General features: G+C 67.1%; 26 protein-coding genes. 7 read left to right on the top strand and 19 right to left on the bottom strand.

The genetic code is table 11. The features are described from left to right. Positions 1 to 65 precede the first annotated feature (65 nt). From NF616_RS03805 to ubiE, 9 genes are all read right to left on the bottom strand, one after another. Positions 66 to 773 carry a 16S rRNA (uracil(1498)-N(3))-methyltransferase gene (locus tag NF616_RS03805; RefSeq protein ID WP_252271728.1) on the bottom strand — a complete coding sequence of 236 codons (708 nt, stop codon included), beginning with the start codon at positions 771 to 773 and terminating at the stop codon, positions 66 to 68. After that, positions 770 to 1,543 (bottom strand): twin-arginine translocase subunit TatC, encoded by a 774-nt coding sequence (tatC, locus tag NF616_RS03800; RefSeq protein WP_252271727.1) that lies wholly within the window; start codon positions 1,541 to 1,543, stop codon positions 770 to 772. Before tatC ends, NF616_RS03805 begins: the two co-directional genes overlap by 4 nt. Then, a complete protein-coding gene (gene tatB, locus NF616_RS03795; RefSeq protein ID WP_252271726.1) occupies positions 1,540 to 1,899 on the bottom strand; it encodes a Sec-independent protein translocase protein TatB in 360 nt (119 codons plus the stop codon). The genes tatC and tatB overlap by 4 nt, the downstream gene beginning before the upstream one ends. Positions 1,900 to 1,909: 10 nt before the next feature. Continuing rightward, positions 1,910 to 2,167: a twin-arginine translocase TatA/TatE family subunit gene (locus tag NF616_RS03790; protein WP_252271725.1), complete on the bottom strand. Its 258-nt coding sequence runs from the start codon at positions 2,165 to 2,167 to the stop codon at positions 1,910 to 1,912. A 22-nt stretch (positions 2,168 to 2,189) separates the two neighbouring features. Next, positions 2,190 to 2,522 carry a phosphoribosyl-ATP diphosphatase gene (locus NF616_RS03785; protein ID WP_252271724.1) on the bottom strand — a complete coding sequence of 111 codons (333 nt, stop codon included), beginning with the start codon at positions 2,520 to 2,522 and terminating at the stop codon, positions 2,190 to 2,192. After that, positions 2,515 to 2,913 (bottom strand): phosphoribosyl-AMP cyclohydrolase, encoded by a 399-nt coding sequence (gene hisI, locus NF616_RS03780; RefSeq protein ID WP_252271723.1) that lies wholly within the window; start codon positions 2,911 to 2,913, stop codon positions 2,515 to 2,517. The genes NF616_RS03785 and hisI overlap by 8 nt, the downstream gene beginning before the upstream one ends. Positions 2,914 to 3,017: 104 nt before the next feature. Next, positions 3,018 to 4,613, bottom strand: coding sequence for a ubiquinone biosynthesis regulatory protein kinase UbiB (gene ubiB, locus NF616_RS03775; protein ID WP_252271722.1), 1,596 nt, complete (start codon positions 4,611 to 4,613; stop codon positions 3,018 to 3,020). Further along, the gene (locus NF616_RS03770; RefSeq protein WP_252271721.1) at positions 4,610 to 5,224 is read right to left on the bottom strand and encodes a ubiquinone biosynthesis accessory factor UbiJ; all 615 of its coding nucleotides are present in this window, start codon (positions 5,222 to 5,224) and stop codon (positions 4,610 to 4,612) included. The genes ubiB and NF616_RS03770 overlap by 4 nt, the downstream gene beginning before the upstream one ends. Further along, the gene (gene ubiE / locus NF616_RS03765) at positions 5,224 to 5,994 is read right to left on the bottom strand and encodes a bifunctional demethylmenaquinone methyltransferase/2-methoxy-6-polyprenyl-1,4-benzoquinol methylase UbiE (RefSeq protein WP_252271720.1); all 771 of its coding nucleotides are present in this window, start codon (positions 5,992 to 5,994) and stop codon (positions 5,224 to 5,226) included. Before ubiE ends, NF616_RS03770 begins: the two co-directional genes overlap by 1 nt. 115 nt (positions 5,995 to 6,109) lie before the next feature. Here ubiE and NF616_RS03760 point away from each other — a divergent pair, with 115 nt between their 5' ends. The 3 genes from NF616_RS03760 (at position 6,110) to NF616_RS03750 (ending at position 7,798) form a co-directional block, all read left to right on the top strand. Further along, positions 6,110 to 6,388, top strand: coding sequence for a polyhydroxyalkanoic acid system family protein (locus NF616_RS03760; protein ID WP_252271719.1), 279 nt, complete (start codon positions 6,110 to 6,112; stop codon positions 6,386 to 6,388). A gap of 101 nt (positions 6,389 to 6,489) precedes the next feature. Then, complete coding sequence (locus NF616_RS03755; RefSeq protein ID WP_252271718.1) at positions 6,490 to 6,942, top strand: phasin family protein; 453 nt, start codon at positions 6,490 to 6,492, stop codon at positions 6,940 to 6,942. Between the two features lie 10 nt (positions 6,943 to 6,952). Next, positions 6,953 to 7,798: a phasin family protein gene (locus tag NF616_RS03750; protein WP_252271717.1), complete on the top strand. Its 846-nt coding sequence runs from the start codon at positions 6,953 to 6,955 to the stop codon at positions 7,796 to 7,798. A 94-nt stretch (positions 7,799 to 7,892) separates the two neighbouring features. Here the strand turns inward: NF616_RS03750 and NF616_RS03745 are convergent, their stop codons facing one another. The 10 genes from NF616_RS03745 to NF616_RS03700 all read right to left on the bottom strand — a co-directional run bounded on the left by NF616_RS03745 (position 7,893) and on the right by NF616_RS03700 (position 20,540). Beyond that, positions 7,893 to 8,507: a TetR/AcrR family transcriptional regulator gene (locus NF616_RS03745; RefSeq protein ID WP_252271716.1), complete on the bottom strand. Its 615-nt coding sequence runs from the start codon at positions 8,505 to 8,507 to the stop codon at positions 7,893 to 7,895. A gap of 77 nt (positions 8,508 to 8,584) precedes the next feature. Further along, on the bottom strand, positions 8,585 to 10,267 hold the full coding sequence (phaC, locus tag NF616_RS03740) for a class II poly(R)-hydroxyalkanoic acid synthase (protein ID WP_252271715.1): 1,683 nt from the start codon (positions 10,265 to 10,267) through the stop codon (positions 8,585 to 8,587). A gap of 147 nt (positions 10,268 to 10,414) precedes the next feature. After that, positions 10,415 to 11,272 (bottom strand): poly(3-hydroxyalkanoate) depolymerase, encoded by an 858-nt coding sequence (gene phaZ, locus NF616_RS03735; protein ID WP_252271714.1) that lies wholly within the window; start codon positions 11,270 to 11,272, stop codon positions 10,415 to 10,417. A 146-nt stretch (positions 11,273 to 11,418) separates the two neighbouring features. After that, the gene (phaC, locus tag NF616_RS03730; RefSeq protein ID WP_252271713.1) at positions 11,419 to 13,098 is read right to left on the bottom strand and encodes a class II poly(R)-hydroxyalkanoic acid synthase; all 1,680 of its coding nucleotides are present in this window, start codon (positions 13,096 to 13,098) and stop codon (positions 11,419 to 11,421) included. Between the two features lie 268 nt (positions 13,099 to 13,366). Next, positions 13,367 to 13,738: a gamma-butyrobetaine hydroxylase family protein gene (locus tag NF616_RS03725; protein ID WP_252271712.1), complete on the bottom strand. Its 372-nt coding sequence runs from the start codon at positions 13,736 to 13,738 to the stop codon at positions 13,367 to 13,369. A gap of 59 nt (positions 13,739 to 13,797) precedes the next feature. Continuing rightward, the gene (gene hslU / locus NF616_RS03720) at positions 13,798 to 15,138 is read right to left on the bottom strand and encodes an ATP-dependent protease ATPase subunit HslU (protein ID WP_252271711.1); all 1,341 of its coding nucleotides are present in this window, start codon (positions 15,136 to 15,138) and stop codon (positions 13,798 to 13,800) included. Positions 15,139 to 15,161: 23 nt separating this feature from the next. Next, the gene (gene hslV, locus NF616_RS03715; protein WP_252271710.1) at positions 15,162 to 15,698 is read right to left on the bottom strand and encodes an ATP-dependent protease subunit HslV; all 537 of its coding nucleotides are present in this window, start codon (positions 15,696 to 15,698) and stop codon (positions 15,162 to 15,164) included. Positions 15,699 to 15,794: 96 nt separating this feature from the next. Then, a complete protein-coding gene (locus NF616_RS03710; protein WP_252271709.1) occupies positions 15,795 to 16,475 on the bottom strand; it encodes an SPOR domain-containing protein in 681 nt (226 codons plus the stop codon). Continuing rightward, positions 16,476 to 18,215, bottom strand: a complete 1,740-nt coding sequence (gene argS / locus NF616_RS03705; protein WP_252271708.1) for an arginine--tRNA ligase — start codon at positions 18,213 to 18,215, stop codon at positions 16,476 to 16,478. Between the two features lie 105 nt (positions 18,216 to 18,320). Beyond that, the gene (locus tag NF616_RS03700; protein WP_252271707.1) at positions 18,321 to 20,540 is read right to left on the bottom strand and encodes a primosomal protein N'; all 2,220 of its coding nucleotides are present in this window, start codon (positions 20,538 to 20,540) and stop codon (positions 18,321 to 18,323) included. A gap of 163 nt (positions 20,541 to 20,703) precedes the next feature. Between NF616_RS03700 and rpmE the strand changes: the two genes are divergently transcribed. The 4 genes from rpmE (at position 20,704) to NF616_RS03680 (ending at position 24,517) form a co-directional block, all read left to right on the top strand. Further along, positions 20,704 to 20,916: a 50S ribosomal protein L31 gene (gene rpmE, locus NF616_RS03695; RefSeq protein WP_043311131.1), complete on the top strand. Its 213-nt coding sequence runs from the start codon at positions 20,704 to 20,706 to the stop codon at positions 20,914 to 20,916. 8 nt (positions 20,917 to 20,924) lie between these two features. Then, a complete protein-coding gene (locus NF616_RS03690; protein WP_252271706.1) occupies positions 20,925 to 21,725 on the top strand; it encodes a thermonuclease family protein in 801 nt (266 codons plus the stop codon). Next, a complete protein-coding gene (locus NF616_RS03685) occupies positions 21,722 to 23,161 on the top strand; it encodes a M48 family metalloprotease (protein WP_252271705.1) in 1,440 nt (479 codons plus the stop codon). Before NF616_RS03690 ends, NF616_RS03685 begins: the two co-directional genes overlap by 4 nt. Before the next feature lie 87 nt (positions 23,162 to 23,248). Next, entirely contained in the window at positions 23,249 to 24,517 is a 1,269-nt protein-coding gene (locus tag NF616_RS03680; RefSeq protein ID WP_252271704.1) for a malic enzyme-like NAD(P)-binding protein, read from the top strand. The last annotated feature ends 22 nt before the right edge of the window (positions 24,518 to 24,539 follow it).

Genomic DNA, 24,539 nt, shown 5'->3' with positions numbered 1-24,539 from the left:
AGGCCGGGCGCGGCGCCGGCGGTAGTCCTTTATCGGCGCGGGCGTGTTTCTCTTAAGCGCAACGATCAGAACAGACGGGCGAGCAGGGCGGTGACCGCGGTTTCCACGCGCAGGATGCGCTCACCCAGCTGCACCGGCGCCAGGCCGGCCTCGCGCAGCATGTCCACCTCGTAGGGAATCCAGCCGCCTTCGGGGCCGATGGCCAGGGTCACCGGCTCGCTCACCGCGCGCGGGCAGGCCGGGAAGTCCCCGGGATGGCCGATCAGGCCGAGGGTGTCGGCGGCGAGGGCCGGCAGGCGGTCCTCGACGAAGGGCTTGAAGCGCTTCTCCAGGACCACCTCGGGCAGCATCGTGTCGCGGGCCTGTTCCAGGCCGAGGATCAGCTGCTCGCGGATGGCTTCGGGCTCCAGAAAGGGCGTCTGCCAGAAGCTCTTCTCCACCCGGTAGCTGTTGAGCAGCACCAGGCGCGGCACGCCCATGGCGGCCGCGCTCTGCAGCACGCGCTTGAGCATTTTCGGCCGCGGCAGGGCGAGCAGCAGGGTCAGCGGCAGCTTGGCTGGCGGTGGCTGGTCAAGTTCGACCTGCAGCTCGGCGTGTTGCTCGTCCAGAGCCAGCAGGGTGCCGCGTCCCATCAGGCCGCCGAGGCGGCCGACACGCAGCTGATCGCCGGCCTCGGCGCGATGCACGTCATGCAGGTGCTTCAGGCGCCGGCCCTGCAGCACGGCGCGGTCGGAGGCGACGAAGTCAGCCTCCTCGAGCAGTAGCAGGTTCATGGCAGCGGTGCGGGGGGCTGGTCGTCGGACTCGACGTCGTCGTGCTGGCTGCGCGTGCGCACCATGCCGCCGAAGAACAGCCCGACCTCGAACAGCAGCCACATGGGCACGGCCAGCAGGGTCTGCGAGAAGATGTCCGGCGGGGTGAGGATCATGCCGACCACGAAGCAGCCGACGATCACGTAGGGACGGCTCTTCTTCAGCGTCTCGATGTCGACGATGCCGACCCACAGCACCAGGAAGGTCGCCACCGGGATCTCGAAGGCCACGCCGAAGGCGAAGAACAGGGTGAGGACGAAGTCCAGGTACTCGTTGATGTCCGTCATCATCGCCACCCCCTCGGGGGTCACGCTGGCGAAGAAATGGAAGATCAGCGGGAACACCAGGAAGTAGGCGAAGGCCATGCCGCCGTAGAACAGGAAGATGCTGGAGACCAGCAGCGGCATGGCGATGCGCTTCTCGTGCCGGTACAGCCCCGGCGCGATGAAGCCCCATACCTGGTGCAGGATGATCGGGATGGCGAGGAACAGCGCGCACCAGGCCGTCAGCTTGAACGGCGTGAGGAAGGGCGAGGCGACGCCGGTGGCGATCATCGTCGCGCCTTCGGGCAGGTAGGCGCGCAGCGGCGCCGAGACGAGGGTGTAGATGTCCTGGGCGAAATAGAACAGGCAGGCGAACACGATGAACACCGCCACCACGCAGCGCAGCAGGCGCGAGCGCAGTTCGGTGAGGTGCGCCACCAGGGGCATTTCGGCTTTCGGGTCGGTCATGGCTGGCGCGGCGGCTCCGGGGTGGCCGGGGGAGTGGCGGGCGGAGTGACCGGCGTGGCGCTTTCGGCCTGCGGCTGGGCCTCTACCGGTTCAACGGCGGCCGGTGCCGCCGGCGGCTGGATCGACTGTTTGAGCTCGCGCTCCATCTGCAGGATCTGCTCGTTGTGCAACTGCCGGCGGATTTCGTCGGCGCCCATCTCGCGCTCCACTTCCGCCTTGATCGCGCCGAAGCTGCGCTTCAGCCGGCCGATCCACAGGCCGGCGGTACGCGCCGCACCGGGCAGGCGTTCGGGGCCGAAGACGATCAGCGCCACCAGGCCGACCAGCAGCAGCTCGGAAAAGCCGATATCGAACATGGTCCGGGGCTCAGTCCTTGCGCACCGGCTCTTCGACCTTGTGCGCCTGGGCGTCGATGGTCTGCGGCTTGTGCAGCTGCTCGCCGGCCTGGGCGGGCTGTTGCGGCTGCGGCTCGTCCGGCTTGTCGTCGTCGGTGTTCATCGCCTTGCGGAAGCCCTTGATGGTCTCGCCAAGGTCGGAACCCAGGTTCTTCAGGCGCTTGGTGCCGAACACCAGCACCACCACGATCAGAATGACCAGCCAGTGTTTCCAGTCGAAAATGCCCATGCAATCAGTCCTCGCAGTGAATTCAGGAAGTGGGGCGCGCCGCCTTTTCGGCGTGCCCGGACAGACCGAAGCGCCGGTCCAGCTCGTCCAGCACGGCCTGCGGGTGCTGGCCGAGGGCGGCGAGCATGACCAGGCTGTGGAACCAGAGGTCCGCGGTCTCGTAGATCAGGTCGTTGCAGTCGCCGCTGGCGGCTGCGTCCTTGGCGGCGAGAATGGTCTCGACCGACTCTTCGCCGACCTTCTCCAGGATCTTGTTCAAACCCTTATGATACAGGCTGGCCACGTAGGAGCTGTCCGGCGCCGCGCCCTTGCGCGATTCCAGCACTTCGGCCAGGCGGGTGAGGGTGTCACTCATGCTTGTGTTCCTGGTAGATGGCGTGCGGGTCCTTCAGGACCGGGTCGACGGTTTGCCAGGCACCTTTTTCGAAGACGCGATAGAAGCAGCTCTCGCGGCCGGTGTGGCAGGCGATGCCGCCAAGCTGTTCGACCAGCAGGATGATCACGTCGGCGTCGCAGTCCAGGCGCAGTTCGTGGAGCTTCTGCACATGACCGGACTCCTCGCCCTTGCGCCACAGCTTGCCGCGCGAACGTGACCAGTAGATGGCACGCTGTTCGGCGGCGGTGAGGGCCAGGGACTCGCGGTTCATCCAGGCCATCATCAGCACACGCCCGGTCTTGTGGTCCTGGGCGATGGCCGGGACCAGGCCGTCCTCGTTCCAGTGAATCTCGTCGAGCCAGTCGGTCATTTCGCATCCGCCCGTCTAGGGCGCTCTCATGGCGCGGGCTTCGCGCCGGTGGTGCACCCGCCGGGTGCGGAAAGGTCAAGTGTGCCAGCCGAGGGCGGCACTGGCTATCGGCGCAGGATCAACGCCAGGCCGGCGCCCAGGCTGAGCCAGGCGGTCCAGGCCGCCGGTGCCAGCGACAATTCCTGGCTGACGCCCGCCGCCACCAGGGCCGCACCGAGCAGGCGCAGCGGCCAGCGATCGCGGCGCTCCTGCCAGGGTGGCGGCGGGTCGCTGGCGTGGGGCTGGCTCATGCGCTCGAGCAGGTCGCGGGTCATGTTGGCGAAGTGCGGCACCTGCTCGACCTGGGTCTGCAGATTGTGCAGCAGGTTGCGCGGGCTGACCCGCTCGCGCATCCAGCGCTCGAGGAAGGGCTGGGCGGTGGTCCACAGGTCCAGGTCCGGGTACAGCTGGCGGCCGAGTCCCTCGATGTTGAGCAGGGTCTTCTGCAACAGCACCAGCTGCGGCTGCACTTCCATGTTGAAGCGCCGCGCGGTCTGGAACAGGCGCAGCAGCAGCTGGCCGAAGGAGATGTCTTTCAGCGGCTTCTCGAAGATCGGCTCGCACACGGTGCGAATGGCCGCCTCGAATTCGTTGACCTTGGTTTCCGCCGGCACCCAGCCGGAGTCGATGTGCAGCTGCGCCACGCGACGGTAGTCGCGCTTGAAGAAGGCGATCAGGTTGCGCGCCAGGTAGTCCTGGTCCTCGGGGGTGAGGCTGCCGACGATGCCGCAGTCGATGGCGATGTACTGCGGGCTCCAGGGCGTGCGGGTGGCGACGAAGATGTTGCCGGGGTGCATGTCGGCGTGGAAGAAGCTGTCGCGGAACACCTGGGTGAAGAAGATCTCCACGCCGCGCTCGGCCAGCAGTTTCATGTTGGTGCGCTGGTCGGCCAGGGTCGCCAGGTCGGTTACCGGCACGCCGTAGATGCGCTCCATCACCAGCACCTTGGGCCGGCACCAGTCCCAATGTACCTGCGGCACGTAGAGCAGTGGCGAGTCCTGGAAGTTGCGCCGCAGCTGGCTGGCGTTGGCCGCCTCGCGCAGCAGGTCGAGCTCGTCGTAGATGGTCTTCTCGTAGTCCGACACCACCTCCACCGGGCGCAGGCGGCGGGCGTCGGCCGAGGCCTTCTCGGCGATGCGTGCGGCGAGGAACAGCCAGGCCAGGTCGGAGCGGATAATCGGCCGCAGGTTGGGGCGGATCACCTTGACCACCACCTCGTCGCCGTTCTTCAGCTGCGCCGCGTGCACCTGAGCCACCGACGCCGAGGCCAGCGGCTGCACGTCGAAGCGGGCGAAGGCCTCTTCGATCTTCGCGCCGAGCTGTTCCTCGATGAGCGCCACGGCGTGCTCGGGGTCGAAGGGCGGTACCTGGTCCTGCAGGCGCGCCAGCTCGTCGGCGACGTCGGGCGGCAACAGGTCGCGACGGGTGGAAAGCAGCTGGCCGAACTTGATGAAGATCGGTCCGAGGTCTTCCAGCGCCAGGCGCAGGGCCTGGCCGCGGCTCAGCTCGGAATGGCCGCGGGGCAGCCAGCGCCAGGGCAGGGCGAAGCGCAGGGCGCGCATCCAGGAGGGCAGCGGCAGGGTCAGCAGCAGGTCGTCCAGGCGGTAGCGGATGACCACGCGCAGGATGCGCAGCAGGCGGCGGGTGGCGAGCAGGCTCATGGGGTCTTGTTCAGGTTCCGGGCGAGGCGGTCGATGCGCGCGTCGAGGCGGTCGAGGGCCAGCTTGAGGTCGTCCAGTTCGTCGAAGCGGGCCTGGGCCTCGCGTTCGCCGACCAGGCTGCGCGACTCTTCGGCAAGGTAGTCGGCCAGGGTCTGGCGCAGGCTCTCCAGGCTGTCGCCGGCCCATCCCGCGCGGCTGCGCAGGTGGCCGGACAGCAGCTGACTGCCGACTGGACCGAGCCAGCGCGACAGTTCGTATTCCCAGTCCAGTTCCAGGTCCTGGAGGATGCCGGCCAGCTCCAGCAGCACCGCGCTGTCGCCGCTCAGGGTGACTTCCGGGCGATGCAGGATGGCGGTCTTGTCCTTGGCCAGGGCCAGGCGCAGGAGGCTGCTTGCGGGGGCGCTGAGCACGCAGTCGGCATGCTCCCAGTGGCTGGCCAGCTGCAGTCCTTCGTCGCCGGGCAGGATGAACAGCCTGAGCGCCGGGCTCTGGCAATCGACCTCGATCACCTTGCCTTCCAGGCGAGCCAGACGCGGCAGCGCGGTGCTGTCCATCTGCAGCACGCGGTTGAGGCCGAGCTCGACGCCGGCCAGCAGGCCGCCCAGCAGCATCAGGGCTTGATGCCCCGGTGCAGGGCGACGATGCCGCCGGTCATGTTGTGGTAGGTGGTTCGCTCGAAGCCGGCCTCGATCATCATGGCCTTGAGGGTTTCCTGGTCCGGGTGCATGCGGATCGATTCGGCCAGGTAGCGGTAGCTGTCGGCATCGTTGGTGATCAGCTTGCCGGCCAGCGGCATGAAGCTGAACGAGTAGGTGTCGTAGGCCTTGGCCAGCAGCGGATTGCCCGGCTTGGAGAACTCCAGCACCAGCAGGCGGCCGCCCGGCTTGAGCACGCGCAGCATGGAGCGCAGGGCGTTTTCCTTGCGCGTCACGTTGCGCAGGCCGAAGGCGATGGTGACCACGTCGAAGTGGTTGTCCGGGAAGGGCAGCGCCTCGGCGTCGGCCTGGACGAACTGCACGTTGCCGGCCACGCCCTTGTCCAGCAGGCGGTCGCGACCGACCTTGAGCATGGAGTCGTTGATGTCGGCCAGCACCACTTCGCCGGTCGGGCCGACCAGGCTCGCGAACTTGCGGGTGAGGTCGCCGGTGCCGCCGGCGATGTCCAGCACGCGGTTGCCCGGGCGCACGCCGGACAACTCGATGGTGAAGCGCTTCCACAGGCGGTGCAGGCCGCCGGAGAGCACGTCGTTCATCAGGTCGTACTTGGCCGCGACCGAGTGGAAGACCTCGGCGACCTTGTCCGCCTTCTGGCTTTCCGGCACATCCTGGAAGCCGAAGTGGGTGGTCTTTTCCTGCTCTGGGTTCTGGCGCGGGTCGTTCATGTCGCGGTCACCTGAATCGAAGTGGCGGCCATTCTAAACCCGTGGCCTGCCTTTGTCTTGGCGCCGGGAGGAGCTGATATAGTCGCGTGACACAAGGTCGCAGCAGGAGTCGCCCATGTCCCGCATCACCGTCGAACGTTCCCACAACCTCGGTCTCGCGACCGCCCGCGAGAAGGCCGAGGCGCTGGCCCAGCGCCTGGCCAGCGAGTACGACGTGACGTACCGCTGGAGCGGCGACACCCTGGAGTTCAAGCGCAGTGGCGCCGACGGCACCATCGATGTGGCAGAGGACCGTGTGCGCGTGGAGCTCAAGCTCGGCTTGCTGCTCTCCGCCCTCGGCGGCACCATCAAGCGCCAGATCGAGGAGACCCTCGACAAGCACCTCAAGGCCTGAGGCTGCGCGGCCTAGTATGTGATTTCTAATTTTTCCTTCTACCTTGCGCTCGAGTCCTGGCAAAGGACGACCAGACCACCACTCCGAACGCGAGGTGCACCATGGCCACTACAGTTGCCGCCAAGAAGAAAGCCGTAGTCGAGAAAGTCGAAGACAAAGCCACCGTCCTCACCGACGTGAAGGGCTACGCCCGTAAGATCTGGCTGGCTGGCCTGGGTGCCTACGCCAAGGCCGGTGCCGAGGGTGCCGAGTACTTCAAGGAGCTGGTCAAGACCGGCGAAGGCCTCGAGAAGCAGGGCAAGAAGCGGGTGAACGAGCAGGTCGAGGCCGCCAACAGCCAGATCGAGACGCAGATCAAGAGCGTCAAAAGCGGCGTCTCCGAGGTCAAAGGCAAGGTCGAGGTGCAGTTCGACAAGATCGAGAAGGCCTTCGACAACCGTGTCGCCAGCGCGCTGAACCGCCTGGGTATTCCCTCCAGGCAGGATGTTGAGGCACTCTCTGCTAAGCTGGACGAGTTGAATGCTTTGCTTGAGCGAGTGGCGCGTACCCAATAAGGAGAGCAGGATGGCTGTTAAGAAACCTACCGCAGCAAAACCGGCGGCAAAACCGGCTGTGAAGAAGCCGGTTGCCAAGAAGGAAAGCAACTCCTGGATCGGCGAGGTCGAGAAGTACTCGCGTCAGATCTGGCTGGCCGGCCTCGGTGCCTATTCCAAGATCAGCAAGGACGGCAACAAGCTGTTCGACGGTCTGGTCAAGGACGGCGAGAAGGCTGAGAAGAAAGCCAAGACCGAAGTCGACAAGCAGCTGGGTGTGGTCAAGTCCGGCGTCGGCTCTACCGTCGGTTCCGCCAAGTCGAAGGTCGACGAGGTGCGCGGCAAGGCCATCGGCAAGTGGAGCGAGCTCGAAGAGGCGTTCGACAAGCGTCTGAACAGCGCCATCTCCCGCCTGGGCGTGCCCAGCCGTAACGAGGTGAAGTCGCTGCAGACCAAGGTCGACAGCCTGACCAAGCAGATCGAAAAGCTCACCGGCCAGTCGGCCAAGCCGGTCGCCCGGGCCGCCGCCAAGCCGGCAGTCAAACCGGTTGCCAAGGTTGCCGCCAAGCCGGCCGCTAAAGCTGCTGCCAAGCCCGCTGCCAAAGCTGCCGCGAAGCCCGCCGCTAAAGCCGCTGCCAAGCCGCTCGCCAAGGTTGCCGCCAAGCCTGCAGCCAAACCTGCTGCTGCGAAGTCCGCTGCCAAGCCCGCCGCAAAACCGGCTGCCAAACCGGCTGCCGCCAAGAAGCCTGCGGTGAAGAAGGCTGCGCCGAAGCCGGCCGCCAAGCCGGCTGCTGCCAAGCCCGCTGCTCCGGCACCGGCACCGGCTGCTACCCCGGCTCCGGCCGCCGCTCCGGCGACGCCTGCCACTCCGTCCTGATCGTTCTTCAGGATCTGCAAACGCCCGGCCCAGTGCCGGGCGTTTGCATTTGGGGGCAATGGATCTTCAGTTGATGTCGGTCGCGCGCCTGGACTCAGGCTTCCAGATAGCGATGGGCGATGCGTTCGGCGGCGTGGCGCGCGTCGTCGGCCAGGTGCGGGGCGACCAGCATCATCACCTGGAACACCACCAGGCGTACCTCGGCACTTGCGCCGAGGATGCGCTGGTAATCGAGTGAGAACAGCAGGGTCAGAGTGATCTGCTCGACCAACTGGCCGAGCGCTTCGGTGTCGCTGCGCAGCTGGCCGAGCGCCTTGAGTCGGGCGAGCAGGCTGGCGAGGGTGCGCTTGAGCTGGTTGAGCCACTGGCGAATGCCGCGGGCCAGTTTCGGCAGGCGTCCGGCGAGATTGGACAGGTCCTGGAACAGGAAGCGGTACTGGGCGAGGCGCTCGACGATCAGGTGCAGGAACAGCCAGTAGTCCTCGGCATCCAGTTCGGCCTCGGCCGGCGGGTTGAGCAGCGGCGCCAGTTCATCCTGGAAACGCTCGAACAGCTCCATCACCAGCGGCTCCTTGCCATGGAAGTGGTAGTACAGGTTGCCCGGGCTGATGCCCAGCTCGGTGGCTATTTCCAGGGTGGAGACATTGGGTTCGCCCCGCTCGTTGAACAGCTGCAGGGCGCATTCGAGGATGCGGTCGCGGGTCTTCATTCCATGATCTTGTTATGGCCGCCGGAGCACCGACGATAACCGGCCGGGCGGGCGCCCGGCCAGTGCTTTCGCCGCACTCAGCGCACGTGCACGTAGGTGCCGGGCGATGCTTCCATCGCCGGGTAACGATTGCTTCCGACGCCGAACACGCTCTGGCGCTGTTCGCCCGAGCGCTGCTGGATCCACTCCAGCCACTGCGGCCACCAGCTGCCTTCCTTCTTCTGCGCCTCGTGCTGCCAGGCGCGCGGGTCGCTGGTGAGCTTGCCGCTCTCGAAGTAGGTGGCCTTGGGATTGCCCGGAGGGTTGAGGATGCTCTGGATGTGCCCGCTGTTGGACAGGATGAAGCGGCTGTTGCCGCCGAGCAGCAGGGCCGAGCGGTACACCGTGTCCCACGGGGTGATGTGGTCGTTGATGCCGGCCACGCTGAAGCTGTCCAGATTGACCTTGGCCAGGTCGATCGGCGTGCCGCACACCTCCAGGGCGCCGGGACGGGGCAGCGGGTTGTGCTTGAACAGATCGAGCAGGTCGCCGTGCAGCGCCGCCGGCAGCCGGGTGTTGTCGTTGTTCCAGTAGAGGATGTCGAAGGCCGGCGGCTCCTTGCCCATCAGGTAGTTGTTGACCCAGTAGTTCCAGATCAGGTCGTTGGGCCGCATCCAGGCGAATACCCGGGCCATGTCGCGGCCATCCAGAACGCCGCTCTGGTAGGAGCGACGCTTGGCCGACTCCAGCGTCTGCTCGTCGGCGAACAGCATCGCCGGGCTTTCCACCTGGGCGTCCAGCAGGCTGACCAGGTAGGTGGCGCAGCCGATCTTGCGCAGCTGGCGCTTGGCCTGCAGGTGACCCTGGAGCGCGGCGATGGTCAGCCCGCCGGCGCAGGCGCCCATCAGGTTCACTTCCTTGCTGCCGCTGATGGCGCGGCAGACGTCGCTGGCATCGCTCACCGCCTGTACGTAGCTGGACAGTCCCCATTCGCGATGGCGCGCATCCGGGTTGCGCCAGCTGATCATGAACACCTGCAGGCCGTTCTTCAGGCAGTACTGGATGAAGCTCTTCTCCGGGCTGAGGTCGAAGATGTAGAACTTGTTGATCTGCGGCGGCACCACCAGCAGCGGGCGTTCGTACTGTTTCTCGCTCATCGGCCTGTAGTGGATCAGCTCGAACAGCTCGTTGCGAAACACCACCGCGCCCGGGGTGGTGGCCAGATTACGGCCGACCTCGAAGGCGCGCTTGTCGACCTGCTGCGGCATGCCGGCGTTGTACAGCAGGTCGTCGAGCATCTGCCGGGCGCCGCGCAGTACGCTGGTGCCGCCGCTGTTGAACAGCTCCTTGACCGCCAGCGGGTTGAGCAGGGTGTTGGTCGGCGCCAGGGCATCGTTGAGCAGGGCGAATAGGAAATGCGCGCGGGTGCGGTCGTCTGGCGACAGGTCGCTCTCGTCGATCCACGCCTTGAGCTGCTTCTGCCAGGCCAGATAGGCCTGCAGCGTGCGTCGGTAGAAGGGGTTGTGGTGCCAGGTAGGGTCGGCGAAGCGGCTGTCCTGCGGATGCGGCTGATAGGGCGTGTCGCCGATCAGTACGCGGCCCAGCTGCTTGCCGAACGACAGCAGGTGGCGCGTGCTGTGCGCCGGCTGACGCAGGCCCTGTACGGCCAGGGTGCGTAGGGTGGAGAACAGGTCGCGGCCGCGCAGGCCGACCATCGCGCTCTGCGCGTTCATGAAGTGGGCGGGGACCGGCAGGGACCCCGGGGCTGTCTTGTCACGCATGGTCAGGCTCCGTCGTCGAGCTGTCACATCCGGTGACAGCAAGGCTTGTACCAGGGCGCGCCGGAGGGCGATCCAGACTGCCGCGCAAACAATATGTCTTCACCGGCGTGCCCCAGCCTGGGGCGGGGCATGCCGGATCCGTGCGAATCAGTGACTGCGAGCGGGCATCGGCTGCGGGTGCATCACTGCGCGCTGCCGCTCCTCCTGCAGGAACTTCATGATGATCGGCGCCACCGCCTCGGCGCGGGTCACCAGGAACAGGTGGCCATCGTCGATCACGTGGAGTTCCGAGTTGGGGATGCGCCACGCCAGCAGGCGCATGTTGACCAGCGGGATGATGGGGTCGTCGTCGCCGGCCAGTACCAGCGTAGGCTGGCGGATGCGATGCAGCCAGTGGATGCTGGTCCAGCCGAGGCCGGCGAACAGCTGCCAGTAATAGCCCATCTTGCCGCCGGAGCGGACCTTGCTCGCATGCGCCAGGGCCAGTTTGGGATCGCGGCGGAAGGCGCCGCCGTAGATGTCCGGGGCGATGTGCACGCCGTAGGACGGCTGGATATAGCGCCGCGGGCTGGCCATGCGCCAGAGCACCCTGGGTTTGCCCGGCACCATCACCGCGCCGGCCGAGGTGGCGGCCAGCACCAGCTTCTTGCAGCGCTCGGGATAGTCGTGGGCGAACTGCTGCGCCAGCGCGCCGCCCCAGGACACGCCGATGGCGTTGACCTGCCCGTAGTCCAGGTAATCGAGCATGCGCGCGGCCAGCTTGGCCAGGCCGGGGAAGCGGTACGGCGTGCTCGGTGTGGACGAGCCGCCGACGCCGGGAACGTCGAAGGCGATCACTTCCAGATCCGGGTCGAGCGCCTGGACGAAGGGCATCACCAGTTCGAGGTTGGCGCCGATGCCGTTGAAGATCAGCAGCGGCGTGAGGCTGCTGCTGCCCGGGCGGACCGCGGTGCGGATGATCTGGTCATCCAGCTCGATGGTGCGGAAAACGAAAGGTTGCGGCATGCGCTAGGCCCTGTACATGAATCGGCGGCGAGCGGCTCTCCTGAGCGACTCGCCGAATATCCGCCGGGGCGGAGCGCCACACCGGCTCGGGCCGTGTGGCGTGCGACGCCTTCCGGGCGCCGCGGCAGTGTTGCAGGGAGCGCCGATCAGCGCTCGTGTACGTAGGTGCCCGGCGAGGCCTCGCCCGGAGCATGGGCCTTGTTACCGAGGTTGGCCGGTGCCTTCTTCAGCTTGCCGGAGCGCTCGCCCAGCCACTGTTGCCAGTGCAGCCACCAGGAGTCGGCGTGCTTGGTGGCGTTCTCCAGCCACTGCTTGCCGGTCGGCGTCTGCTCGCTGTTGGTCGAGAAGCGCGCCTTGGGGTTGCCCGGCGGGTTGAGGATGCTCTGGATGTGACCGCTGTTGGAGAGGACGAATTCGACCTTGCCGCCGAACAGCAGCGAGGACTTGTAGCAGGCCTCCCAGGGGGTGATGTGGTCGGTGGTGCCGGCCACGCAGTAGATGTCGCTGGTGACCTGCTTGAGGTCGATCGGCGTGCCGCAGACTTCCAGGGCGTTGGGCCGGGTCAGCGGGTTGGTCTTGAACAGCTCGATCAGATCGCCGTGCAGGGCGGCGGGCAGGCGCGTGGTGTCGTTGTTCCAGTAGAGGATGTCGAACACCGGCGGCTCGTTGCCCAGCAGGTAGTTGTTGACCCAGTAGTTCCAGATCAGGTCGTTGGGGCGCATCCAGGCGAACACCTTGGCCATGTCCTTGCCCTCCAGCACGCCGGCCTGGTACGAGCGACGCTTGGCGGCCTCGAGGGTCTTCTCGTCGGCGAACAGGGCGACCTGGGTGTCCAGCTTGGTGTCGAGCACGCTGACCAGCAGGGTCAGCGAGTTCACCTTCTGCTCGCCGATGGCCGCGTAGTGGCCGAGCAGCGAGGCGGTGGTGATGCCGCCGGAGCAGGCGCCGAGCATGTTGACGTCCTTGCTGCCGGTGATGGCGGTGACCACGTCGATCGCTTCCTTGAGCGCCTCGATGTAGGTCGACAGGCCCCACTCGCGCTGTGCCTTGGTCGGGTTGCGCCAGCTCACCACGAAGGTCTGTACGTGGTTGCGCAGGAGGAAGCGCGCCACGCTCTTCTCCGGCGACAGGTCGAACACGTAGAACTTGTTGATCTGCGGCGGCACCACCAGCAGCGGACGCTCGTGCACCTGCTCGGTGATCGGCTTGTACTGGATCAGCTCCAGCAGGTCGTTGCGGAAGATCACCGCGCCTTCGCTGGTCGCCAGGTTCTTGCCGACCTCGAAGGCGTCCATCTTCACCTGGCTGGGCATGCCGCCGTTGTTGACCAGGTCCTTGGCGAGGTGCGACAGGCCGTCGAGCAGGCTCTTGCCGCCGGTCTCGAAGAAGCGCTTCACGGCGGCCGGGTGGGCCATGCTGTTGCTCGGGGCGAAGGCTTCGGTCATCAGGTTGACGACGAAATGGCCGCGGCTGGTGTCCTGCTCGGAGAGGTTGCTGTCCTCGATCCACTCGTGCAGCTCCTTGCGCCAGGCCAGGTAGGTCTGCAGGTAGCGGCGGTACAACGGGTTCTGGCTCCAGGCCGGATCGGCGAAGCGGCGGTCGCCGTCTTCCGGGAGCAGCTCGGACTGGCCGAGTAGCACGTTCTTCAGCTCGAAGGCGAAATGGGTGACGTGCTTGGCGCTGTGGAGGGGTTGCTTGATGGCCTGGGCCAGCACCATCCGGGCAGAGGTGAGTAGATCCTTGCCGCGCAAGCCGATCACCGGGTTCAGACCCAAGGTGTTTTCCGAGGCTTGGCGATGCAGGTCTTCATTATTCTTGTGGGTCATCTACGACGCTCCATTGTCCTGAGACGAATACCAACCACTGTGAAGCTGGTACTGCTCGGGTTACCGGGTGCGGAACGAACTCCGCGCTTTCTTGGCATTTGCAGTGGGCAAATGCATGGAACCTGCCAGTTCCTTGGTTACCCGAGTTTCCCTTTTTGCGCAAGCTCAGCGAGGGCCGCTGCACGGCGCGCGCGAGTATGCCGAGCGCGATTAGAAAATGCGCCCTAGGCGTGAAGGCAATGTGACGGGGAGGCGTCTCGGCGACGGCCTAGAGCATCAGGCGCACGACCGACTCGCTGGGATCGCGCGACTTGCCGGCGGCGGCCAGCTGCACGAGGTAGTCGGCCCACAGCTGATCCTGGCGGGTGGCGAGCTGGTAGAGGTAGTCCCAGGTGTACAGGCCGCTGTCGTGGCCGTCGTCGAAGCACAGTTTCAGTGCGTAGTTGCCGGCCGGCTCGACGCGGCTCAGGGCCACGTTCTGCTTGCCATGCTGGAGGATCGGCTTGCCATGGCCCTGCACCTCGGCCGAGGGCGAATGCACGCGCAGGAACTCGGCGCCGAGGCGGTAGCGTTCCTCGCCATAGGCCAGCTCCAGGGTACGGGAGGCCTTGTGCAGCTTGATGGCGGTGGGCATGCGCATGAGCGGGAGTCCTGCAGGCGGGGTGGGGGTGGGCGAGCATTATCCACCCCGCGGCGGCATCAGAGAATGTAGCGCGACAGATCCTCGTCCTGCGCCAGCTCGCCGAGGTGGCCGTTGACGTAGGCGGCGTCGATGCGGATCGGCTCGCCGTTCTGCTGGCCGGCCAGGTCGCCGGCGCTGAAGGAGACTTCCTCCAGCAGGCGCTCGAGCAGGGTGTGCAGGCGGCGGGCGCCGATGTTCTCGGTCTTCTCGTTGACCTGCCAGGCGATCTCGGCGATGCGCTTGATCGCGTCCGGCTGGAATTCGATGTGCAGGCCCTCGGTCTTGAGCAGCTCGCTGTACTGCTCGGTGAGCGCTGCGTGGGGCTCGGTGAGGATGCGCTCGAAGTCTTCCGGCGACAGGGCCTTGAGCTCGACGCGGATCGGCAGGCGGCCCTGCAGTTCCGGCACCAGATCGCTGGGCTTGCTCAGGTGGAAGGCGCCGGAGGCGATGAACAGGATGTGGTCGGTCTTGACCATGCCCAGCTTGGTGTTGACGGTGCAGCCCTCGATCAGCGGCAGCAGGTCGCGCTGCACGCCCTCGCGGGACACGTCCGCGCCGCCCGCGTTGGCGCGCTTGGCGACCTTGTCGATCTCGTCGATGAAGACGATACCGTGCTGTTCGACCGCTTCCAGGGCGCGGGCCTTGAGCTCTTCCTCATTGACCAGGCGCGCGGCTTCCTCGTCGCGGACCATCTTCAGGGCGTCCTTGACCTTCAGCTTGCGGGTCTTCTTCTTGCCCTTGGTCAGGCCGGAGAACAGGTTCTGCAGCTGGCTGGTCATCTCCTCCATGCCCGGCGGGGTCATGATCTCGACGCCGGCCGGTTGCTCGGCTACCTCGATGTCGATCTCCTTGTCGTCCAGCTGGCCCTCGCGCAGGCGCTTGCGGAACAGCTGGCGGGTGTTGGAGTCCTGGCTCGGCGTCGGGTCATCGTTGAAGCCGACGCGCGCCGGCGGCAGCAGCGCGTCGAGGATGCGGTCCTCGGCGGCGTCTTCGGCGCGGTGCTGCATCCTCTGCACTTCCTGCTCGCGCAGCAGCTTGAGCGCGGCGTCGGCCAGGTCGCGGATGATCGACTCGACGTCGCGGCCGACGTAGCCGACCTCTGTGAACTTGGTCGCCTCGACCTTGAGGAAAGGCGCGTTGGCCAGCTTGGCCAGGCGGCGGGCGATTTCGGTCTTGCCGACGCCGGTCGGGCCGATCATCAGGATGTTCTTCGGGGTCACTTCCTGGCGCAGCTCCGCGGGCAGCTGCATGCGTCGCCAGCGGTTGCGCAGAGCGATGGCAACGGCACGCTTGGCGTCGTCCTGGCCGATGATGTGGCGGTCCAGTTCGGACACGATTTCGCGGGGTGTCATGGGCATGTCGGGGCTCCAGCAGGCGCGGCTCAGACGGCCGAGTCCAGCTCCTCGAGAGTCAGGTTCTGATTGGTGAACACGCAGATGGAGCCGGCGATGTTCAATGCGGTTTCGGCAATCTCGCGGGCGGAGAGTTCAGCGCCGCCCTTCTGCAGCAGGGCCATGGCCGCCGCCTGGGCGAATCCGCCGCCGGAGCCCATGGCGATCAGGCCGTGCTCGGGTTCGACCACGTCGCCGTTGCCGGTGATGATCAGCGAGGCGTCCTTGTTGGCCACCGCCAGCATGGCCTCGAGGCGGCTCAGGCTGCGGTCGGTGCGCCAGTCCTTGGCCAGCTCGACGGCCGCGCGCACCAGGTGGCCCTGGTGCTTCTCCAGCTGACCCTCGAAGCGCTCGAACAGGGTGAAGGCGTCGGCGGTGGCGCCGGCGAAACCGGCCAGCACCTGGCCGTGGTAGAGGCGGCGCACCTTCTTGGCGTTGCCCTTCATCACGGTGTTGCCGAGGGACACCTGGCCGTCGCCGCCCATGATGACTTTGCCGTTGCGGCGGACTGAAACGATGGTGGTCAAGAGTGGATCTCCACGCAGCGGGGCAGAAGTGCCCGAATGGAGATCAGATGGGGTGCCCGCCCCGGCTTTTCAACCGGGGCGGGCGCCGAACCCGTGTCAGCGGCCCTGGCGCTGCTGTAACAGCAGGTTGCTGAAGCCGCTGGCGGCCAGCTGTTTCTGCGCGCCGGCCAGCTGCTCGCGGCTGGCGTAGGGGCCGACCAGCACGCGGTGCCAGGTTTCTTCGCGGACCTTGCCGGATTCCACCTGCACGTTCTGGCCGAGCAGGAGAATCTGCGCGCGCACCTTGTCGGCATCCTCGCGCTTGCGGAACGAGCCGGCTTGCAGGAAGAACTGGGTGGTGACCGGCGCCTTGGCCAGCACCGGCGGCGGAGGCGGCGTCTCGCCGTTGAGCGCGGCCTCGGCGCGCTCGGCGTCGATCTTCGCCGCTTCCTCGGGGCTCACCGGCTTCTGCTCCGGCGGCTTGGGCGCGTCGGCCGGCGGCAGGGCGTCCGGCGGCACGATGACTTCGGATTCCGGCAGCAGCGTATAGAAGTCGTACTTGGGCTTGACCGGCTCAGGCGCTACCTGCGGCTTCTTCTGCTCGGCGCGCTTCTGCTCCTCGGGCTTGGTCCGCTTCACCTCGTCGCGACCCGGCTCCAGGCTGAACAGGAACATGAAGAACCCGCCGATGACCAGGCCGCAGACCATCCACACCCAGCCGGGTACCGGCTTCTTCGCCGGCGCCTGGTAGCGGCTGGCGCCGCGCTTGGGCGCGGGTTTTTTCTTCGCTGCCGCCACTTACATGCGCTCCAGGGTTTCCAGGCCCAGCAGCTCCAGGCCCTGCTTGAGGGTGCGCCCGGTCAGCGCGGCCAGGCGCAGGCGGCTCTGCTGGGTGGCCTCATCCTCGGCGGCGAGGATCGGGCAGTTCTCGTAGAAGCTGGAGAACAGTCCGGCCAGGTCGTACAGGTAGCTGCACAGCAGATGCGGGGTGCCCTTCTCGGCGACGCTGGCGAGCAGCTCGTTGAACTGCGCGAGCTTTGCGCCCAGGGCCTGCTCCTGATCGGCGACCAGGACGATCCTGCCGCCGATCTCGTCGATGCCCTTGCCCAGCTTGCGGAACACGCTGGCCACCCGGGTGTAGGCGTACAGCAGGTAGGGCGCGGTGTTGCCCTCGAAGCTGAGCATCAGCTCGAAGTTGAAGCTGTAATCGCTGGTGCGGTGTTTGGACAGGTCGGCGTATTTCACCGAGGCGATGCCGACCACGCGGGCGATCTCGCGCAGTTCGTCGTCGGACAGCTCCGGGTTCTTGCCCTTGACCAGGGCGTAGGCGCGCTGCTCGGCCTCGTCGAGCAGTTCGACCAGCTTCACGGTGCCGCCGTCGCGGGTCTTGAACGGGCGGCCGTCCGGGCCGTTCATGGTGCCGAAGCCCATGTGCTCCATCTCGAAACCGGCGGGCACGAAGCCGGCCAGGCGCGCGGCGGCGAACACCATCTGGAAGTGCAGGGCCTGGCGCTGGTCGACGAAGTACAGGGCGCGGTCGGCCTTCAGCACGCTGGCGCGGTAGCGGGTGGCGGCCAGGTCGGTGGTGGCGTACAGGTAGCCGCCTCCAGCCTTCTGCACGATCAGCGGCAGCGGGTTGCCTTCCGCGTTCTTGAACTCGTCCATGAACACGCACTGGGCGCCGTTGTCCTCGGTCAGCAGGCCCTTGGCGGCGAGGTCGGCGACCACGTTGGCGAGGTCGTCGTTGTAGGCGCTCTCGCCCTTGACGTCGGCCATACTTAGCTTCACGCCTAGGCGGTCGTAGAGCGCCTGGCAGTGGCTCAGGGAGATATCGTTGAAGCGGTGCCAGAGACGCATGCACTCGGCGTCGCCGGCCTGCAGCTCGACCACCAGCTGGCGGGCGCGCTCGGCGAACTCGGCGGACTCGTCGAAGCGCTTCTTGGCGGCGCGGTAGAAGCCTTCCAGGTCGGCCAGTTCGCTCTCGGCGGCGGCCGGATTCTCCTGCATATAAGCCAGCAGCATGCCGAACTGGGTGCCCCAGTCGCCGACGTGGTTCTGACGGATGACGCTGTCGCCGAGGAATTCCAGCACGCGCGCCACGCCGTCACCGATGATGGTCGAGCGCAGGTGGCCGACGTGCATCTCCTTGGCCAGGTTCGGCGCCGACAGATCGACCACCACACGTTGCGCCGGGCCATTCTTGCGCACGCCGAGTTTGGCGTCGGCCAGCGCTGCCTCGAGGCGCTCGGCCAGGGCGTCGCTGTTCTGGAAGAAGTTGAGGAAGCCGGGGCCGGCGATCTCCACCTTGCTGACGCCGGCGTCGACCGGCAGCGCGGCGATCAGCTTCTCGGCCAGGTCGCGCGGCTTCATGCCGGCCGGCTTGGCCAGCATCATGGCGATGTTGCTGGCGAAATCGCCGTGACTCTTGTCCTTGGTGTTCTCCACCTGGATCGCCGGGCTCAGGCCTTCGGGCAGCACGCCCTCGGCGGTCAGGCGGGTCAGGGCTTGCTGGATCAGGTGGCGAATCGTGTCTTTCATGGTCTGCTCGGTCGGCCGTGGCTGGTCGAAAACTGCGCATTATAGAGGCAGGCATCGGCCGCAGGCGAGCACGTAGGGTGCGTAGTGCGCGGCGGAGAGGGCCGCTCAGAACAGGTCGATCGGGTCGACATCCAGCGACCAGCGCACCGCGCGGCCGCCTGGCATCGCTTCGAGGATCGGCAGCCAGTGCGCCAGCAGCTTGTGCAGCGGCGCGCGGCTGGTGCACTGCAGCAGCAGCTGGGCGCGATAACGGCCGGCGCGGCGCTCCATCGGCGCCGGCACCGGGCCGAGCAGTTCGATGCCGCTCAGATTGAGTTCGCCGCACAGCTGTTCGGCATAGGTGCAGGCGTCATCGAGGAAGGCCTCGGCCTGTCCCGGCTTGTGCGCCTCGCCGCGCAACAGGGCGAGATGGGCGAAGGGCGGCAGGCCGGCGCCGCGGCGCTCGCTCAGGGCCTGCTCGGCGAAAGCGGGGTAGCCCTGCTCGGTGAGTTGCACCAGCAGCGGATGGTCGGCCAGGTGGCTCTGAATGATCACCTTGCCGGGCTCCTCGGCGCGGCCGGCACGGCCAGCCACCTGCACGGTGAGCTGGGCCATGCGCTCGCTGGCGCGGAAGTCGGCGGAGAACAGACCTCCGTCGGCGTCGAGAATCGCCACCAGGGTCACACGTGGGAAGTGGTGGCCCTTGGCGAGCATCTGGGTGCCGACCAGGATGCACGGCTCGCCCTTGTTGATGGTGGCGAACAGCTTGTCCATGGCGCCCTTGCGCGCCGTGCTGTCGCGGTCGATGCGCAGCACCGGGAACTGCGGGAAGAGCAGCGCCAGGCGCTCCTCGGCGCGCTCGGTGCCGGCGCCGACCGGGCGCAGGTCGACTTTCTGGCAGTCCGGGCAGTTGCGCGGCGGGCGCTCGACATGGCCGCAGTGGTGGCAGCGCAGCTCGTTGTGGCGCTGGTGCAATGTCATGCGCGCGTCGCAGCGTGGGCACTGGCTGATCCAGCCACAGTCGTGGCACAGCAGGGTGGGGGCGAAACCGCGGCGGTTGAGGAACACCAGCACCTGCTGGCCGGCCTCCAGTGTCTGGCGGATCGCCAGTTGCAGCGGGCCGGAGATGCCGGCGTCGAGCGGCAGGCTCTTCACGTCCAGGCGCAGGAAGCGCGGCTGCTGGGCGCCACCGGCTCGTTGAGTCAGCTTGAGCAGGGCGTAGCGCCCGGCATGGGCGTTGTGCAGGCTCTCCAGCGAGGGCGTGGCGGAGCCGAGCACGATTGGCAGGTTCTCCTGGCGGGCGCGCACCAGGGCCAGGTCGCGGGCGTGATAGCGCAGACCTTCCTGCTGTTTATAAGAGGCGTCGTGTTCCTCGTCGACGATGATCAGGCCGGGATTCTTCAGTGGCGTGAACAGCGCCGAGCGGGTGCCGATCACGATATCGGCCTCGCCGTCACGCGCCGCCAGCCAGGCGTCCAGGCGCTCGCGATCATTGACCCCGGAATGCAGCAGGGCGATGCGTGCATTGAAGCGGCGGGCGAAGCGCTCGACCGTCTGCGGGCCCAGGTTGATCTCGGGGATCAGCACCAGCGCCTGCCGGCCGGCCTCCAGGCAGTGGCGGATCAGTTGCAGGTAGACCTCGGTCTTGCCGCTGCCAGTGACGCCGTACAGCAGGTAGGCGCCGAAGTCGCCCATGCCGGACTGCACGGCGTTGAAGGCGGCGCGCTGCTCGGCATTGAGCTGCAGCTCCGGCTGCGCCAGCCAGCCGCCGTGGCGCTCCAGCGGCGCGCTGCGGCGCACCTCGACGCGCACCAGGCCCTTTTCCAGCAGCAGGTCGAGGCTGTCCTTGTTCAGTTGCAGTTTGCTCAGTAGCGCATGCGGTACGCCGTGATGGTGCTGGGCCAGGGCGCGCAGTGCCTCGCGCTGACGCGGCGCACGGGCTAGGCGCGGGTCGTCCGGGCTGGCGCCTTCCACAGCGTGCCAGTAGCGCTCCTGGCGCGCCTCGGCCGGCTCGCCCTGGCGCAGCAGCACCGGCAGGGCCCAGCTCAGGGTGTCGCCGAGGCTGTGCTGGTAGTACTGGGCGGTCCACAGGCACAGCTTGAACAGCGGCGCGGGTAGCGGCGGCTTCCGGTCGAGCAGTTCCAGGGCCGGCTTGAGCTTGTCCGCCGGCACATCGCTGGTCTGCGCCACCTCCACCAGCACGCCCACCACCTCGCGCCGGCCGAACGGCACGCGCAGGCGTACCCCGGGCTGCAGCACGGCGCGCGGCAGGCCCTGCGGCGCCAGATAGTCGAACAGGCGGCGCAGTGGCGAGGGCAGGGCGAGGCGCAGGATGGTGTCGGGCACGGCGAACTCCGGAATCGAGGCGGGCGATGCTAGCACGGCCGCACGTCGCCACGAGTTGCCGGCGGCTTGCGCAGTGGCGGTGGTCTGGTATAGTGCGCGGCCTATTTCCGTGCGGTACTTGGCAGCGAGCCGAGTGGCGGCACACTAAACCGAGGAAGATACGATGAAAGCCGATATCCATCCGCAATACGAAGAAATGGTCGCCACCTGCAGCTGCGGCAACGTGATCAAGACCCGTTCGACCCTGTGCAAGCCGATGAGCCTCGACGTGTGCTCCGAGTGCCACCCGTTCTACACCGGCAAGCAGAAGATGCTGGATACCGGCGGCCGTATCGACCGCTTCAAGCAGCGTTTCGGCGTGTTCGGCAGCAAGTAAGCCGAAAGGTGGTGAAAGCCACACTGCTGAAAAAGGCGTCCCGGGTGGGCGCCTTTTTCGTTTCTATCTGCCTGGTTTCCCCGGCCCAGGCCTTCTGCCCGCTGGTCGGCGACCTGGCGCCACAGCGCGTGGCCAGGGTGGTGGACGGCGATACCCTGCGTCTGACCGATGGTCGCAGCGTGCGCCTGATCGGCATCAACGCGCCGGAGCGGGCGCGCGACGGTCGCCCGGCCGAGCCCTTCGCCGAGGCGGCGCGCAAACGTCTGCAAGCGCTGGTGGCGGCAGGCGAGGGTCGCATCGGCCTGCGTCTGGGGCGCCAGCCGCGCGATCATTACGGGCGTACCCTCGCCCACGTCTATGACCGCCAGGGGCAGAACCTGGAGGCTCAGCTGCTGGCAGAGGGCTTGGGCTACCGAGTGGCCTTCGAGCCCGCCACCGGTCTCGAGCGCTGCCAGCGCGAGGCGGAGCGGGCGGCGCGCGAGGAGCGCATCGGCCTCTGGCAGCAGGCCCGGGTCGTCGGACCCTTCGATCTGCGCCGCGGCGGATTCGCTCTGGTCGGCGGCCGGGTCGAGAAGGTGCAGCGCAACCGTGGCGGTCTGTGGATCGAGATGGACGGCCCGCTGGTGCTGCGCGTCGAGCCGAAGCTGCTCCGTCACTTCGATGCTGCCGCGCTGCAGCGCCTCGCCGGGCAGACGATAGAGGCGCGCGGCTGGGTCATTGACCGGTCCCGCCGCGGCGGCGTAAAACCGGGGCAGGCCCGGTGGATGCTGTCGCTGACCCACGAGGCCATGCTCGAGGTAATGCCATGAAGTTGCGTCTGCTGTTGCTGCTGTCCGTGCTCGCCCAGCTTGTCGGCTGCGCCGTCAATCCGGCCACCGGGCGCACCGACTTCGTGATGATGAGCGAGCAGCAGGAGATCGAGCTGGGCCGCAATTACGCCGAGGAGATCGCCAAGCAGTACCCGCGCTACGCCGACGAGAAGCTGCAGGCGTACGTGCAGGGAGTCGGCGAGCGAGTGGCGCGCAACAGTCACCGCAGCAACCTCGACTACCGCTTCACCGTGGTCGACAGCCCGGACATCAACGCCTTCGCCATTCCCGGCGGGCACATCTATATCCATCGCGGCCTGATGGCTTATCTCGGCTCCGAGGCGGAGCTGGCCGCCGTGCTCGGCCATGAAGTGGGGCATGTCACCGCGCGGCACAGCGTGCGCCAGCAGAGCCAGTCCACGGCCTGGAACATCCTCGGCCAGGCGGTCGCCATTGGCACGGGCGTGGGCGCCGCCGGCGACGTCACCAATGTGCTGGGCTCGGCGTTCGTGCGCGGCTATGGCCGCGACATGGAGCTGGAGGCCGATGGCTTCGGCGCCCAGTATCTGGCGCGCAGCGGTTACGACCCGCAGGCGATGATCGAGGTGGTGAAGGTCCTGAAGAATCAGGAGGACTTCGCCCGCGACGAGGCCCTGGCCAAGGGGCAGGAAGTACCGCCGGCGGGCTATCACGGTCTGTTCGATACCCACCCGGACAACGACACGCGCCTGCGCCAGGTGGTGGCCTCCGCCAGCCCGCTGGTCAATGGCCAGGGCGAGGTAGGGCGCCAGGCCTACCTGAAGATGATTGACGGCATGCCCTTCGGCGACTCGGCCGAGGCTGGCGTGCGCCGCGGCCAGCGCTTCTACCATGTCGGCCTAGATTTCACCCTGGCGTTCCCTCAGGGCTGGGGGCTGGTCAACCGCCCCGACGCGGTCATCGTGCACAGCCCGGACGAGCAGGCGTTCCTGGTCATGAGCATGCAGGGCCTGAAGGAGCAGGTCGATTCGCAGGCCTTCATCCGCCAGAGCACCGGCGGCCGGGGCCTGACCGGGCAGGAGAGCTTCAAGCAGGATGGCCTGGACGTCACCACCGGCGTGCTGCCGGGCAATGAGGCCAGGCGTGTGGCGGTGATCGTGCGCGACCGCGAGGCCTTCATCTTCATCGGGGCGGTCAAGGGGCGGGCGTCGCTGGAAACCGCCGACGACCGATTCATGGAGGTGGTGCGCAGCTTCCGTCCGTTGCGTGCCGATGAGCGCCAGCTCGGTCAGCCCTGGCGCCTGCACCTGGTGCGGTTCGAGGCCGGCCAGAGCCTCGAGACGCTGAGCCGGCAGATGGGCGGCGAGGGCGACAAGCTGAAGCGTCTGCGCCTGCTCAACGGTCTGTATCCGACCGGCCGGCCACAACCTGGCGATTGGCTCAAGGTCGTTCGCTGAAGCGCCGAGAGCCGCAATCTTGTGGGCCTCGAGCATCTTGCGTATGCTCGCTCGCCTGCCTTTCACAGCAAAGCGGAAATAGCCGAAATGTCCGATCTCAAAACTGCCGCTCTCGAGTATCACGCTCAGCCCCGCCCGGGTAAGCTCAGCGTCGAACTGACCAAGCCCACCGTCACCGCCCGTGACCTTTCCCTGGCCTACAGCCCGGGTGTGGCTGAGCCGGTACGCGAGATCGCCCGCGACGCCGAACTGGCCTACCGCTACACCGGCAAGGGCAACCTGGTGGCAGTGATTTCCGACGGCACCGCCATCCTCGGCCTGGGCAACCTGGGCCCGCTGGCCTCCAAGCCGGTGATGGAAGGCAAGGGCGTGCTGTTCAAGCGCTTCGCCGGCATCGACGTGTTCGACATCGAAGTCGACTCCGAGAGCCCGCAGGCCTTCATCGACACCGTCAAGCGCATCTCCATCACCTTCGGCGGCATCAACCTGGAAGACATCAAGGCGCCCGAGTGCTTCGAGATCGAGCGCGCGCTGATCGAGCAGTGCGACATTCCGGTGTTCCACGATGACCAGCACGGCACCGCCATCGTTACCGCGGCCGGCATGCTCAATGCGCTGGAAATCGCCGGCAAGACCCTGCCGGAAGCCAAGATCGTCTGCCTCGGCGCCGGTGCCGCGGCCATCTCCTGCATGAAACTGCTGGTGAGCATGGGCGCCAAGGTCGAGAACATCTTCATGCTCGACCGCAAGGGCGTGATCCACGCCGGCCGTGACGACCTCAATCAGTACAAGGCGGTATTCGCCCACGAGACCGAGAAGCGCAGCCTGTCCGACGCCCTGGGCGGCGCCGACGTGTTCGTCGGCCTGTCCGGCGCCAACCTGCTGAGCCAGGAAGACCTCAAGCGCATGGGGCCGAACCCGATCGTCTTCGCCTGCTCCAACCCGGACCCGGAGATCAAGCCCGAGCTGGCCCGCGAGGCGCGCTCGGATGTGATCATGGCCACCGGTCGTTCGGACTACCCGAACCAGGTCAACAACGTGCTCGGCTTCCCCTTCATCTTCCGCGGTGCCCTGGACGTGCGCGCCACCCGCATCAACGAAGAAATGAAGATCGCCGCCGCCAACGCCCTGCGCGACCTGGCCAAGCTGCCGGTGCCGAAGGAAGTCTGCGATGCCTACGGCGGCATCGAGCTGAGCTTCGGTCGTGAGTACATCATTCCCAAGCCGATGGACGCGCGCCTGATCACCGTGGTGGCCGACGCCGTGGCCAAGGCCGCGATCGAGACCGGTGTGGCGACCCTGCCGTATCCGCAGCACTACCCGCTGAAGTCGGTGGATGACGTGTTCAACGGCTGATCGCTGATCAATAAAAAGCCCC

This window comes from Pseudomonas subflava (assembly GCF_023823685.1).
In the GTDB taxonomy this organism is placed as follows: domain Bacteria; phylum Pseudomonadota; class Gammaproteobacteria; order Pseudomonadales; family Pseudomonadaceae; genus Aquipseudomonas; species Aquipseudomonas subflava.
The sequence above is the reverse complement of the archived record's forward strand: the minus strand, read 5'-3'. Positions and strand labels throughout refer to the sequence as shown.